Annotated in this window: 9 protein-coding genes; 7 read left to right on the forward strand and 2 right to left on the reverse strand. The window is 66.3% G+C overall.

Translation table 11 applies throughout. The features are described 5' to 3' along the window. Positions 1-180 precede the first annotated feature (180 nt). Positions 181-3129, forward strand: a complete 2949-nt coding sequence (locus SPO_RS02895) for a cyclic nucleotide-binding domain-containing protein (protein WP_230981763.1) — start codon at positions 181-183, stop codon at positions 3127-3129. Positions 3130-3224: 95 nt separating this feature from the next. Here SPO_RS02895 and SPO_RS02900 read toward each other — a convergent pair whose 3' ends face one another. Both SPO_RS02900 and SPO_RS22105 read right to left on the reverse strand, forming a co-directional pair. Next, positions 3225-4382 (reverse strand): acyl-CoA dehydrogenase family protein, encoded by a 1158-nt coding sequence (locus tag SPO_RS02900; protein WP_011046331.1) that lies wholly within the window; start codon positions 4380-4382, stop codon positions 3225-3227. Further along, positions 4379-5008 (reverse strand): TetR/AcrR family transcriptional regulator, encoded by a 630-nt coding sequence (locus tag SPO_RS22105; protein WP_011046332.1) that lies wholly within the window; start codon positions 5006-5008, stop codon positions 4379-4381. The genes SPO_RS02900 and SPO_RS22105 overlap by 4 nt, the downstream gene beginning before the upstream one ends. 113 nt (positions 5009-5121) lie before the next feature. Between SPO_RS22105 and SPO_RS02910 the strand changes: the two genes are divergently transcribed. The 6 genes from SPO_RS02910 (at position 5122) to SPO_RS02935 (ending at position 13682) form a co-directional block, all read left to right on the forward strand. Next, positions 5122-6885, forward strand: coding sequence for an acyclic terpene utilization AtuA family protein (locus SPO_RS02910; protein WP_011046333.1), 1764 nt, complete (start codon positions 5122-5124; stop codon positions 6883-6885). 12 nt (positions 6886-6897) lie between these two features. Continuing rightward, on the forward strand, positions 6898-8517 hold the full coding sequence (locus SPO_RS02915) for an acyl-CoA carboxylase subunit beta (RefSeq protein WP_011046334.1): 1620 nt from the start codon (positions 6898-6900) through the stop codon (positions 8515-8517). Then, the gene (locus SPO_RS02920) at positions 8517-10499 is read left to right on the forward strand and encodes an acetyl/propionyl/methylcrotonyl-CoA carboxylase subunit alpha (protein ID WP_011046335.1); all 1983 of its coding nucleotides are present in this window, start codon (positions 8517-8519) and stop codon (positions 10497-10499) included. The genes SPO_RS02915 and SPO_RS02920 overlap by 1 nt, the downstream gene beginning before the upstream one ends. Then, positions 10496-11626, forward strand: coding sequence for an NAD(P)H-dependent flavin oxidoreductase (locus SPO_RS02925; RefSeq protein WP_011046336.1), 1131 nt, complete (start codon positions 10496-10498; stop codon positions 11624-11626). The genes SPO_RS02920 and SPO_RS02925 overlap by 4 nt, the downstream gene beginning before the upstream one ends. Positions 11627-11628: 2 nt before the next feature. After that, entirely contained in the window at positions 11629-12420 is a 792-nt protein-coding gene (locus SPO_RS02930; RefSeq protein ID WP_011046337.1) for a TIGR03084 family metal-binding protein, read from the forward strand. 104 nt (positions 12421-12524) lie between these two features. After that, positions 12525-13682: an acyl-CoA dehydrogenase family protein gene (locus SPO_RS02935; protein ID WP_011046338.1), complete on the forward strand. Its 1158-nt coding sequence runs from the start codon at positions 12525-12527 to the stop codon at positions 13680-13682. Positions 13683-13855 lie beyond the last annotated feature (173 nt).

Consider the following 13855-nt stretch of genomic DNA (forward strand, 5'->3'; position numbering starts at 1 on the left):
TTGACCGCACGTAAATGCGATTGCCAGCGCATGTCGGGCCGCGATAGCCTTGGTGAGGGTCGCAGGCTTCGGGTATGGCGGCCGAGTTGTTTAAGGCCGATTTTGGGGGTCGGAGCTATAGAACGCACATTGTTCCGCTTCATCTGGAAATATTCCAGACGCGATCAACTGATCCTGTTGATGGTGACGGCGACCCTGTTTCCGCTGCTCTATCTGACGCTTGAGCTGCCCAAACGCATCATCAACGACGCCATCGGTGCGGCCAGTTCCACCATCGAGGTCTGGGGCTTTACCTTTGACCAGGTGACCTATCTGGGCATCCTTTGCGCGGCTTTCCTGATCTCGGTTCTCGCCCACGGGCTGATGAAGATGCGGATCAACACCATGAAAGGCGTGATGTCCGAACGGATGCTGCGCCGGTTCCGCTATCTGTTGATCACCCGTGTCCTGCGGTTTCCGCAACCTTATTTCGAGCGCGTCAGCCAGGGCGAGCTGGTGTCGATGATCACCGCCGAAAGCGAGCCGATGGGCGGGCTGATGGGCGATGCGATCAGCCAGCCGGTGCTGCAGGCCGGGCAGATGATCACCATCCTGTCCTTCCTGTTCCTGCAAAGCCTCTGGTTCGGGCTGGCGGCCGTGGCGCTGATCCCGCTGCAGGCCTGGCTGATCCCGCGCATGCAGCGGCAGATCAACCTGCTCAACAAGAAACGCATTCAGGAGGTGCGCGTTCTTGCCGCCCAGATCGGCGAGAATGCTGCGGGCGCCGCGACGCTGCGATCCAATGCCGGCTGGCCCTGGCGGATGTCGATGATCAGCTATCAGCTGGGGCGGCTGTTCACGATCCGCTTCGATATCTACCAGAAGAAGTTCTTCATGAAGTTCGTGAACAACTTCATCGGACAGTTGACGCCCTTCCTGTTCTATTCGATCGGCGGCTATCTGGTGTTGCAGGGCAGCGTGTCGCTGGGTGCGCTGGTGGCCGCATTGGCGGCCTACAAGGATCTGTCCAGCCCCTGGAAGGAACTGCTGACCTATTACAACCAGACCCAGGACATGTCGCTGCGCTGGGAGGTTATCCTGGACCGGTTCGCCCCCCCAGGCATGATCGACGAGGACAAGTTCACCGGCTTCCCTGACGAGCGCCCGCGCCTGATTGGCGATATCGTGCTCGACAAGGTCTCGGTTCGCGATGCCGATGGCAATCTGGTGCTGGACGATCTCGATCTGACCCTGCCCGGCGGCAAGGTGATCGGCATCGCCGCCAGCAGCGAAGAGGATCGTCGCGCCCTGTCCGAGTTGCTGACCCGCGAGGTGCTGCCCGCCAGCGGACAGGTGCGGATCGGCGAGATCGCGCTGTCGGACCTGCACCAGATGGTGGTGGCCTCGCGGATCGGGCACGCCACCTCGCGCCCGGTGCTGTTCCAAGGCACGTTCGGCGACAACGTGACGATGCCTGTGCGGGTGCGCCCACAGGGTGACAGCGGTGAGCCGGGCTTTCACGCCGAGACCCTGCGCGCCGGCAACAGCGCCGACCCCTATCACAGCGATTGGCTGGAGCCGGGTCTGGCCGGGTTCGACGATGCCCGCGCACTGCGCGACTGGTGGCTGAAACTGGTTGAGGGGCTGGGCTCGGGGGCGGCGCTCTACCGGCGCGGCGCCGAACAGGTGTTTGCCGAGGCCGATCACCCGGATCTGGCGGCGCGGCTGGTGGCGCTGCGCCCGGTGATCCAGGAGGCGGCAGAGCGCGCGGGTCTTGCCGGGCAGGCGCATTTCTTTGATCCGGACCACTACAACCCGGCGCTGCCGGTGGCCGAAAACCTGCTTTTCGCCAGCCCGCGCGCGCCCTTCACGCCCGAGGTTCTGGCCGGACAGACCGATTTTCTCGAGCAGATCCGCCAGATCGGACTGGACGAGCCGCTGGTGCGCCTGACCCAGGACGTGATCGACATGCTGCGCCAAATCTTCGGACTGGATGGTACCGACCACCCGTTGTTCCGCAAGATGAACCTGGATGTGCGCACCTATGAAACCGCGCTGGAACTGGTGGAAAAGACCCGGGATGCCGGCGCCCGGGCGCTTGAGGATGATCAGCTCGCCAGCCTGCTGGCCGTGCCCTTCCGGATCTCGGCGGATCAGATCGGCCCGGCCTTTTCGGATCAGATCAAGGCCCGCATTCTGGAACTGCGCAAGAGCCACTCGAGCGAGCTGATGCGCAGCCTGGACGATGTTTTTGCGCCACTCGACCCGGGGGCCTTTGCGCCCGGGCTGAACGTGCTGGAGAACGCGCTGTTCGGCAAGGTAAGCGAGGTAGGGGGCGCGCGCTCGGACGAGCTGCGCAAGCTGATCACCGATCTGCTGGACGAACACGGTCTGCGGCCGCAGGTGATCCAGCTGATCTACGATCTGCCGGTCACCCTGGGTGGACAGAACGTGCCGGCGATCTTTGCCGAGCCGCTGGCCTTTACCCGCGCGACGATCAAGCGGCCCGATATCCTGCTGCTCGACCGGGCGCTGGCCAGTTACGACATGCAGACCCAGATCGCGGTCTATCGGAACCTGCGGGCGCTGTTGCCCGAGACCACGCTGATCTATCTCAACGACGCGTTCGAGAATCCGGATGTCTTCGATCTTTATGTCGAGGTCCAGCAGGGCCGGATCGTGACCGAGGAAGTGCCCCGACAGCAGGAGGAAGAGGACAGCGTCGCCTCGGCCGACCTGAGCCGGAAGGTGCGCACGCTGGAACAGACGCCGCTGTTTTCCGGTCTCGACCGGCGGCAGCTGCGCCTGCTGGCCTTTGGCGCGCGCTGGTATTCCGCCAAGGCAGGTGAGGTGGTGTTCCTGAAGGATGATGAGCCGACCGATGGCGCCTATATGATGATCGAGGGCGAGGCGGGGCTCTACCTGCCGCGCGAGGGGCAGGAGGATCAGCTGATCGTGACAGTCGGGCCAGGTCGCCTGGTGGGCGAATTGGGCCTGATCCGCAAGGAGCCACGCGCGCTGAGCATGGTGGCGGCGACGGATATCACCTGTCTGCGCATCGGTGAGGAAGAGTTCCTGGCAGTGGTCGAGAACGATGCAGCGACCGCATTCAAATTGCTTCAGGTGGTGGCGGGTTACGTGTCGAACTGACACGGCGCGCGTGCGGCAGGGGCCGTTTTCCTCGCCGGAAAACGGCTTGGAAAACTTCGTTTTCCAGGGCGGAATTTTTGCAAAATTCCGCGCACCTACTGACCGGCCAGACCCATTTGACGAACCGCAAGATCGCGCAGGATCTCCTCTGAACCGCCCCCGATCGCCATCACCTTGACCTCACGCCAGACCCGTTCGACCGGGTTTCCGGTCAGATACCCTGCGCCGCCGAAGATCTGCATGCCTTCCGAGGCCACGAATTCCAGCGCCTTGGTCGCCTGCACCTTGGCCTTGGCGATCTCGGCCGCTGGCATCAGCCCCTGGTTCATCGCCCAGCAAATCCGCTCCAGATAGGCCTCGGTCATGTCGATCCGCGCCGACATCTCGGCGAATTTATGAGCGATCACCTGATGTTCGATCAACCGCTGGCCAAAGGTCCGACGCTCACGCGCCCAGTCAAGCGCGGAACGATAGCAGACGCGCATCATGCCGAGGCTACCGGCCACCATCGCCAGCCGCTCGTGGTTGAAGTTGTTCATGATCGCCAGAAACCCCTTGTTCTCGGGGCCGATCAGCGCCGCCTCCGGCACGTGGCAATCGTCGAAATGCAGCATCGCCTGGGTCGAACAATGCCAGCCCATCTTGCCGCCCAGCGGAGTGCGCGAAAAGCCGGGCGTATCCGCCTCGATCAGGAACAGCGAGATGCCCGCTAGACCCGGCCCACCGGTGCGCGCGCCGACCACGAACCACTGCGCATCCATCCCCCCGGTGATATAGGCCTTGGCACCGTTCAGCACCCAGCCACCCGCCACGCGCGCGGCCCGCGTGCTCAGATTGGCCACGTCCGAGCCACCCCCCGGTTCGGTGATCGCGAGCGCCGAGTTCATCTCGCCCCGCACGATGCGGGGCAGGATGTCTTGCCGGAACGGTTCGGGCGCGAACTGCACCATCGGACCCAAGGAGATCATCCGCCCGCCGACCGCCGCCGCCACCCCCGAAGCGCCGCAGCCAAAGGCAAGTTCGGCATAGTCGCAGCGCATGAACGCGTCGTCGAACCCCAGCCCGCCATATTCCTCGGGGATGCCAAAGCCGAACACCCCCAGCGCGCCCAATTTCTGGTGCAGCTCCCAGGGCACCGCCTGTGCGGCCTCCCACTCCTCCACATGCGGGGTGACCTCGGTGGCGAAAAACGCGGCGAGCGTGTCGCGAAAGGCCTGACGCTCGGGCGTCATGAAGGGAGAGGAGCAGGTCATAGCGCATCCTTTGCGGTCAGGGGGGTCAACTGGCTTTCCATCATTCCGGCGAAGCGATCCACCATCCGCGCCAGATAGGCGGGATCGGTGACAAAGCGCTCGTGCAGGACAAGGCCGCGCAGGAAGTTGCGCGTCATGCTCCACAAGAGTTCGGCATCGTCGGCCGCCTGATCCGCGCCGACATAGGCGCGCGCGACCGAGGCGCGGCTTTGGTGGTCCCAGTCGTGCAGGCGGGTTTCGAGCAGGCGATACAGCTCGGCATCGGTGCGGCAGGCCACCAGAATCTCGACCATGGCGCGGCCCCCGGCGGCGTTCACCACCTGGCCCCAGGCCCGGGTGATCAGATCGCGCACCGGCTCGGGGCTGGCAGCCTGCGCCGCGCGGCGCTCGACCGGGTCGAGCGCGCGCGACAGCAATTCCATCGCGGTGGCCGCGACCAGCGCCTGCCGGGTGGGAAAGTGATGGGTGATCGCACCGCGCGACACACCCGCCCGCTCCTGAATGCGGGCAAAGGTGGTCTCGGCATAGCCCAGCCTGTCCAGACAGGTGATGGTCGCCCGGATCACCTTGGCCTGGGTCGATCTGGATCGCCGGTCTTGTTGGGTCGGTTTCAGGGTCTCGGGCATCTGCCGTCACGTCACACTTATTTCGATTGACCGCGTGGGCCTCGGGAGGCAGCTTAAAAACAGAACGGGCGGTCTGTAAAGTGGTCGCCGAAAGCCAGGGGAGAAAACGTCGCGTGACAGCAGCGTTGAGGATCGGCGGGGCCTGCGGCTTCTGGGGCGAGGCGCCGCATGCGACGGCACAGCTTCTTGCGGCCGGGGTCGATGTGCTGGTCTATGACTACCTGGCCGAGATTACCATGTCGATCATGGCGCGCGCGCGGCTGAAGGATCCGGATCAGGGCTATGCCACCGATTTCGTGACCGAGGCGATGGTGCCGAACCTGACGGCCATTGCCAAGCAGGGGGTGCGGGTGCTGTCGAATGCCGGCGGTGTGAACCCCGAGGCCTGCGCAGAGGCGCTGAGAGAGCGGATCGCGGCGGCAGGCTTGTCGCTGCGGGTGGCGGTGGTCACTGGCGATGACCTGCTGGCGCGCGCCTCGGAGTTTGTCAAGTGTACCGAGATGTTCACCGGCGCCGCCATGCCACCGCTGGAGCGGATCGCGTCGATGAATGCCTATCTGGGCGCGGCGCCGGTGGTGGCGGCGCTGCGGGCAGGGGCGGATATCGTGCTGACCGGGCGCTGTGCCGACAGCGCCCTGACACTGGCGGCCTGTGTGCACCACTTTGGCTGGGACCTGTCCGATCATGACCGACTGGCGGCGGGGTCGCTGGCCGGGCACCTGCTGGAATGTGGCCCACAGGCGACCGGGGGCAATTTCACCGATTGGGAGGTGGCGGGCGATCTGGCGCGGATCGGCTATCCCATCGCAGAGGTCGCCGCCGATGGCGGTTTTGTCCTGACCAAGCCCGAGGGCAGCAGCGGGCTGGTGACCCCGGCCACGGTGGGCGAACAGATGCTGTACGAGATCGGCGATCCACGCGCCTATCTGCTGCCCGATGTGGTCTGCGATTTCTCGGGCGTGACGCTGGAGCAGGCGGGGCCGGACCGGGTGCGCGTCAGCGGTGCGCGCGGGCGGGCGCCGACCGGACGGCTCAAGGTCTCGGTCACCTGGGCCGATGGCTATCGCGGCGGCATGGTGTTCCAGATGACCGGGCGCGCGGCCCGGGCCAAAGCGCAGGCCTTTGCCCAGGCCGGGCTTGACCGGGCGCAGGCACGGCTGGCGGCGCTGGGCGCGCCCGGCTATCGCGAGGTCTCGTTCGAGGCATTTGGCGGGCGCCCGGCCCCGGATGCGCCCGAAGAGATCGCGTTCAAGGCCGCGGTGCGCCATGACGATGCGCGCGCGGTGGGGCTGTTCCTCAAGGAACTGGTGGGCGCGGCCTTGGCGACTCCGCCGGGGTTGCACTTTTTCACTGGCGCGGGGCGGCCACGCCCCTCGCCGGTGGTGGCGCTGTTTTCCTGCCTGATCCCGGCTGATGCGGTGCGCGCCAGTGTGGTTCTGGACGGGGCCGACCTGTCCTTTGACGCACCCGCGCCGCCCTTGCGTGACATCGAAGAGGGTCTCGCGCCCTGTCCACCCGAGCCGGATATGGAACTGGAGCTGGAGATGCGCCCGCTGGAAGCGCTGGCCTGGGCGCGCTCTGGCGACAAGGGCGACAGCGCCAATATCGGCGTGCTGGCCCGGCGCCCGGATTACATGCCCTATATCTGGGCGGCCCTGTCGCCCGAGGCGGTGATGAGATTTTTCGACGAAAAATCTCCCGCCCAAATCCAACGTTTCTATCTGCCGGGCTGTCATGCGATGAATATCCTGCTGACAGGGGCGTTGGGCGGCGGCGGGGTGGCCAGCCTCAGAAACGACGCGCAGGGCAAGGCCTTTGCCCAAGAGCTTCTGTCCCTGCCGGTGCCCGTTCCGGTCGGGTTGATCACAACGGATTAGGGCGGAGGGACCATGCGTTTTATCAGCCAGCTCGACAAGGACAGCGACTGCTACCGGCGCAACCGCGCCGATATGCTGGCGCTGGTGGATCAGCTCCGCGCGCTCGAGGCGCGGCCCATGGCGCTCAGCGAGGAGCGGCGCGCCCGGATGGAGGCGCGCGGCCAGATCACCCCGCGCGACCGGCTGGCGCGGCTGCTGGACCCGGGTCTGCCTTTTGTGCAACTGCACAGCCTGGCCGGATACATGGTCGACAGCGCCGATCCCGAAACCTCGGTCCCCGGTGCCTCGGTCATCATCGGTATCGGTTTCGTTTCTGGCGTGCGCACCGTGGTCGTTGTCGACGACAGCGGCATCAAGGCCGGTGCCATGACCGAGATGACCGCCGCAGCCTTTCTCAGTGCGCAGGAGGTGGCGCTGAAACAGCGGCTGCCTTTCCTGCATCTGGTCGAAAGCGCGGGCGCCAATCTGATGGAATACCGGGTCGAGCTGTGGGCCCATGGCGGCAAGCTGTTTCGCAACCTTGCCCGGCTGTCGGCGGCGGGCATCCCCAATATCGCGGTGCTGCATGGCCCCTCGACCGCCGGGGGCGCCTATATGCCCGGTCTGGCCGATTACGTGGTGGGTGTGCGCAAGAACGGCATGGCGGCGCTGGCGGGGGCGGCGCTGGTGCATGCCGCCACCGGCGAGCGTGCCAATGACCGCGATCTGGGCGGGTCCGAGATGCATGCCCAGACCAGCGGTCTGGTCGAATACCTGGCCGAGGATGACGCCCACGGGATCGAGATCGCCCGTCAGGTGGTTGCCGCGCTTGACTGGAACAAGTCGCTGCCCGAACGGCCCGCACCCGCCGACATCGCGCCACCGCTCGACCCCGAGGATCTGGCCGGGCTGGTGCCGGTCGACTACCGGGTGCCCTATGACATGCGCGAACTGGCAGCACGGGTGGTGGATGGCGGGGTCTTTCAGGATTTCAAACCGCGCTATGGTGTGTCGACCGTCTGCCTGCAGGCGGCGATCCAGGGGATCGCAGTGGGCATCATCGGCAACAACGGCCCGATCGACCCCGATGGCGCTACCAAGGCGGCGCAATTCATCCAGCTCTGCGGGCAATCCGACACGCCGCTGATCTTTCTCAACAATACCACCGGCTATATGGTCGGCACCGCTTATGAACAGGCCGGAATGATCAAGCATGGGGCCAAGATGATCCAGGCGGTGACCTCGGTCGATGTGCCGCGCATCACGCTTTATGTCGGCGCCAGCTTTGGGGCGGGGAATTACGGCATGTCCGGTTATGCTTACGAGCCCGATTTCCTGTTTGCCTGGCCCAACGCCACCACCGGTGTGATGGGCGGAGAGCAGGCGGCGGGCACCATGGCGATGGTCGCCCGCGCCGGTGCCGCCCGCAAGGGGCAGGACCTCGACGAGGCGCGGCTGGCCAAACAATCGGCGATGATCGCGGCGCATTTCGACCAACAGTCGGATGCGTTCTATACCTCGGGGCGCTGTCTGGATCACGGGGTGATCGACCCGCGCGACACCCGGCGGGTGCTGGCGTTCTGCCTGCACACCTGCCGCGAGGCGCGGGCACGCCGGGTCAAACCCGGCTCTTACGGGGTGGCGAGGTTCTGATGATGCGATTTGACACTCTGCTGATCGCCAACCGGGGCGAAATCGCGGTGCGGATCATCCGCACCGCCCGCGAGATGGGGCTGCGCACTGTGGCGGTCTACACCACCGCCGATGCCGGTGCGCCGCATGTGGCGCTGGCCGATCATGCCGTCTGGATCGGCGAAGGCCCGGTGGGCGACAGCTATCTGAATGCCGACCGTATCCTTGATGCCGCCCGGCAAAGTGGCGCCGGGGCCATCCATCCCGGCTATGGTTTCCTGTCTGAAAACGCCGGGTTTGCCCGCGCCGTGGCGGCGGCGGGGCTGGTCTTTGTCGGGCCGGACGCGGCGGCGATCGAGGCGATGGGCAACAAGGCCGAGGCCAAGCGGTTGATGCTGGCCGCCGGGGTTCCTTGCGTGCCGGGCTATCAGGGCGCCGATCAATCCGATGCCGCGCTGACGCGCGAGGCCGAACAGATCGGCTATCCGCTGATGGTCAAGGCTGCCGCCGGGGGCGGCGGGCGCGGTATGCGGCTGGTAGAGGGGCCGGGGGCCCTGAGCGAGGCGCTGGCCCGCGCCCGGGCCGAGGCGCTGGGCGCTTTCGGCTCGGACGAGTTGATCCTGGAACGCGCGGTCGTCGAGCCGCGTCATGTGGAGTTTCAGGTCTTTGGCGATGCCCATGGCGCGGTGATCCATCTGGGCGAGCGGGACTGCTCGGTCCAGCGCCGGCACCAGAAGGTGATCGAAGAGGCGCCCTGTCCGGTGATGACACCCGAGTTGCGCGATGCGATGGGCGCCGCAGCCGTGGCCGCCGCCCGCGCGGTGGACTATCGCGGCGCCGGCACGGTCGAGTTTCTGCTGGACGCGTCGGGGGGCTTCTATTTCCTCGAGATGAACACCCGGCTTCAGGTCGAACATCCGGTGACCGAGATGGTCACCGGCCTTGATCTGGTGGCGCTGCAGTTGCAGGTGGCGCAGGGCGACCCGCTGCCGCTGACGCAGGACGATCTGCGTATCGACGGCCATGCGATCGAGGTCCGGCTTTATGCCGAGGATCCGGCGGCGGGCTTCCTGCCCGCCATCGGGCCGGTTCTCCGCTGGCGCCCGGCTGCCGGGGCGGGCCTGCGTGTCGACGCGGGCATCGCGCAGGGTCAGCAGATCGCGCCCCATTACGACCCGATGCTGGCCAAGATCATCGCCCATGGTCCCAGCCGGACGGTGGCTCTGGCCCGCCTTGCGCGCGCGGTGGCCGATACGGTGCTGCTGGGCACCGCGACCAACAGCGCCTTTCTGGCCGATCTGCTGGCACTGCCCGAGTTTGCCGAGGGCCAGGCGACCACGGGCCTGTTGGCGCGCAGCTATCCCGAGGGCTATGGCGCAGGCGCGCCCGATCCGCGCGCGGTGGCGCTGATGGTGGCGGTACTGATGCAGCATGACCGCGATACGGCGCTGGCGGCTGCCGGGCCGATCCCGCCCGAGCTTCTGGGCTGGTCCAGCGCTCCGGTTCTCCCGCGCAGCCTGCGGGTCGAGACCGGCGGACAGGTCTTTGACTGCACCGCGGGCGCCGTTCCGGGCGGCTGGCGGATCGGCGTTGCGGATGCGCAGTTCGAAATCGCGCTGGTCCACCGCGAAGATGGGCTGCGGGCGCGGCTGGGTGGTGAAACCCATGACCTGCTGGCCCATGTGTCAGGTGACACGGTGCACATGGCATCTGGCGCGCAACGATTGAGCCTGCGCCGTCAGCGTCCCGGCGCCCCCGATGCCGAGGCGCTGGGCGGTGGCCGCGTCACCGCGCCGATGCCCGGACTGGTACAGGCTGTGTCGGTGTCCGAAGGGGCCGAAGTCGCCAAGGGCCAAACGCTTGCAGTGCTGGAGGCGATGAAGATGCAGCACCAGATCACCGCCCCGGTCGCGGGCCGGGTGGCCCGGCAACATGTGGCGCCGGGTGCGCAACTGGCAGCTGGCGATGTGATGTTCGAGATCGAAGAGGAAGAGAGCGCATGAATTCCGACCTGTGTCGCAAATTGGGGATCGAGTTTCCGCTCTTTGCCTTCAGCCATTGCCGCGATGTGGTGGCTGCTGTCAGCCGGGCGGGCGGCATGGGCGTGTTCGGCGCCGTGCTCTATACGCCCGAACAGCTCAGGACCGAGCTGGAATGGATCGACGCCAATTGTGGCGGCAAACCCTATGGGGTGGACCTGATCGTGCCGACCTCGATCCAGCGGCAGGGGGGCAGTGGGCCGAGCGATGATCAGCTGCTCGCGGGGCTGCCCGCCGAACATCTGGCCTTTGCCGAACAGGTGCTGGAGCGGGCCGGCGTGGGTGCCGACGATCTGGAGGAGCGCCGCTGCGCGCTGCTGCATATCTCGCGCAATCTCGATAGTGCGGGGGCCGAGGCGATGCTGGATGTGGCTTTTTCCTTTCCGATCCGGCTGATTGCCAACGCGCTGGGCACACCGCCGCAGATCATGCTGGACCGCGCCCGCGCGGCGGGGGTGCCGGTGGCAGCGCTGGTCGGCTCGAAACAGCACGCCCAGCGGCAGGTCGCCGCCGGGGTCGACATTCTGGTCGCTGCTGGGGGCGAGGCGGGCGGCCATTGCGGCGAGGTTTCGACCATGGTGCTGGTGCCCGAGGTGGTCTCGGTCGCGGGCGACACCCCGGTTCTGGCGGCAGGCGGCATCGTCACGGGCCGCCAGATGGCGGCGGCGATGGCCATGGGCGCGGCAGGGGCCTGGTGCGGCTCGGTCTGGCTGACCACCGCCGAGGGCGAGCCAAGCCAGGTGGTCAAGGACAAGATGCTGGCGGCCTCGTCCTCGGATACGGTGCGCTCGCGCTCGCGCACGGGCAAGACCTCGCGCCAGCTGAAATCGGCCTGGACCGACGCGTGGGAGGCCGATGGCCCCGCGCCGCTGCCGATGCCGCTGCAATCGCTGGTGGCCGAACCGGCGCTGGCCCGGATCGAGGCGCTGGCCCAGCGCGGCCATGCGGGTGCTGCCGACCTGGCCACCTATTGGGTCGGGCAGGGGGTCGGGCTGATGACCCAGACCACCTCGGCTGCCGAAGTGGTGCAGGACTTCAAACGCGACTACCTCGCCGCGACCGAGAGGTTGATGGCGACACTGGAGGATTAGGAATGGAACAGGCAGGCGATTTTCTGGCCGAATGCCAGGCGCTGGACGCGGTACTGGACGGGGTGAGCGGCGCCGATTGGGACCGCCCCACCCAGTTCAAGGGCTGGACCCTGAACGACGTGCTGGTGCACCTGCATTTCTGGAACCGGATGGCGGATCTGTCGCTGACAGACCCGGCTGCCTTTCAGGCCCGCGCCGCCGAGACCCTTGCGGGCATCGGGCGCGACGGCTTTCGCGCTACCGAAAACGCGATGATCACCGAGCGGGGCGCCGATCTGCGCGCCGCTTGGGCCGCGCAATACACGGATATGGCGGAACGCTGGGCGGGGCTTGACCCCAAGCAGCGGCTGCAATGGGTCGGTCCCGAGATGTCGGCGCGCTCGTCCATCACCGCGCGGCAGATGGAGACCTGGGCCCATGGGCAGGAAGTGTTCGACTGTCTTGGCGCCACCCGGACCGAGACCGACAGGATCAGGAACATCGTGGTGCTGGGGGTGAATACCTTCGGCTGGTCGTTCAAGGTACATGGCCGCCCGCAACCCGAGATGATGCCCCGGCTGGAGCTGACCGCCCCCTCGGGCGCGCTGTGGCAATTCGGCGAACCGGGCGCGAACCGGATCGCCGGCCCGGCGGTCGAATTCGCTCAGGTGGTGGCTCAGACCCGCAACATCGCCGACACCTCGCTGGTGGTCGAAGGCCCGCTTGCCGCCGAGTGGATGGCCATCGCGCAATGTTTCGCGGGCGGGCCGGAAACCCCGCCCGCCAAGGGCGCGCGCCACCGCGTCGCGGGTTAGGTCGAAAAGGACGTAGCGTAGCGCCGCCGAAACGCCGCGTCACCCGGATTGGCGGGAATCGGGCGTGCGCGTAGCTTGGTCACAAACGCAAACCGGAGAATGACATGTCCCTTTTCAGCAGCACCGCCGCCTGGGTCACCGACGAACACCGGATGTTCGCCGAAGCGGCGGGCCGGTTCCTGGATGACGAACTGGTCCCCAATATCGAAACCTGGGTCGACAATGGTGTGGTTGACCGCGATTTCTGGCGCAAGGCAGGCGAAACCGGGCTGATGGCGGGCGCCATCCCCGAGGAGTTCGGCGGTGTCGGCGGCGGCATGGGCTTTGACGCGGTCACCATCTATGAACAGACCTCGCGCGGGGATGCGGGCTGGGGCTATGGTATCCAGTCGATCGTGACCCACTACATCACCGCCTATGGCAGCGAGGAACAAAAGGCCAAATGGCTGCCCGGCCTTGCCTCGGGCGAGATGGTGGGCGCGATCGCGATGACCGAACCGGGCACCGGATCGGACCTGCAGGCGGTGCGCACCACCGCCGAGAAGGACGGCAACTCCTACCGCATCAACGGCTCCAAGATCTTCATCACCAACGGGCAGACCGCCGATCTGATCATCGTGGTGGCCAAGACCGACAAGACGCTGGGGTCCAAGGGCGTGTCGCTGATCGCGCTCGAAACCGAAGGCGCCGAAGGGTTCCGCCGGGGCCGCAACCTCAAGAAGCTTGGGATGAAGGCCAACGACACCGCCGAGCTGTTCTTCGAGGACGTGAAGGTGCCGATGACCAACCTGATCGGTCCGGAAGAAGGGCATGGGTTCTACCAGCTGATGAAACAGCTGCCCTGGGAGCGGTTGACCATCGGCATCATGGCGCTGGGCGCCATCGACTTTGCCCTCGCCGAGACAGTGAAATACGTGCAGGAGCGCAAGGCATTCGGCCAGCGGGTGATGGATTTCCAGAACACGCGGTTCAAGCTGGCGGAATGCAAGACCAAGGCCGAGGTGCTGCGCAGCTTTGTCAATGACTGCATCGGCCGGCTCGAGGCCGGGCAGCTCGACGCCGCCACCGCCTCGATGGTGAAGTATTACGGCTCCGAGGTGCAGAACGAGATCATGCATGAATGCCTGCAGCTCTTCGGCGGTTACGGCTTCATGATGGAATACCCGATCGCGCGGCTTTATGCCGATGCGCGGGTGCAGATGATCTATGGCGGCACCAACGAGGTGATGAAGGAACTCATCGCCCGCTCGATGGACGTCTGAACAGGGCGCAACCAAATCGTGCGCCTGCGGCGCGCTCGATTCTTTGTTGAGGGACGCTGTCCCTCAAACTCCCTGGAGTATTTGTAACCAGAAAGAAATCAGAGCCGGATTTGCACTTCTTTCTGGTTGGAAATACTCCGGGGTGAATTGCCCGCAGGGCAAGAGGGGCAGCG

The sequence above is a fragment of the Ruegeria pomeroyi DSS-3 genome (genome assembly GCF_000011965.2).
Taxonomy (GTDB): Bacteria; Pseudomonadota; Alphaproteobacteria; order Rhodobacterales; family Rhodobacteraceae; genus Ruegeria_B; species Ruegeria_B pomeroyi.

Excerpts from the sequence above, each read along its gene's own strand:
- SPO_RS02895 (WP_230981763.1), top strand. The coding sequence starts at position 181 with ATGGTGACGGCGACCCTGTTTCCGCTGCTCTATCTGACGCTTGAGCTG.
- SPO_RS02900 (WP_011046331.1), bottom strand. The coding sequence starts at position 4,382 with ATGACCTGCTCCTCTCCCTTCATGACGCCCGAGCGTCAGGCCTTTCGC.
- SPO_RS22105 (WP_011046332.1), bottom strand. The coding sequence starts at position 5,008 with ATGCCCGAGACCCTGAAACCGACCCAACAAGACCGGCGATCCAGATCG.
- SPO_RS02915 (WP_011046334.1), top strand. The coding sequence starts at position 6,898 with ATGCGTTTTATCAGCCAGCTCGACAAGGACAGCGACTGCTACCGGCGC.
- SPO_RS02920 (WP_011046335.1), top strand. The coding sequence starts at position 8,517 with ATGATGCGATTTGACACTCTGCTGATCGCCAACCGGGGCGAAATCGCG.
- SPO_RS02925 (WP_011046336.1), top strand. The coding sequence starts at position 10,496 with ATGAATTCCGACCTGTGTCGCAAATTGGGGATCGAGTTTCCGCTCTTT.
- SPO_RS02930 (WP_011046337.1), top strand. The coding sequence starts at position 11,629 with ATGGAACAGGCAGGCGATTTTCTGGCCGAATGCCAGGCGCTGGACGCG.
- SPO_RS02935 (WP_011046338.1), top strand. The coding sequence starts at position 12,525 with ATGTCCCTTTTCAGCAGCACCGCCGCCTGGGTCACCGACGAACACCGG.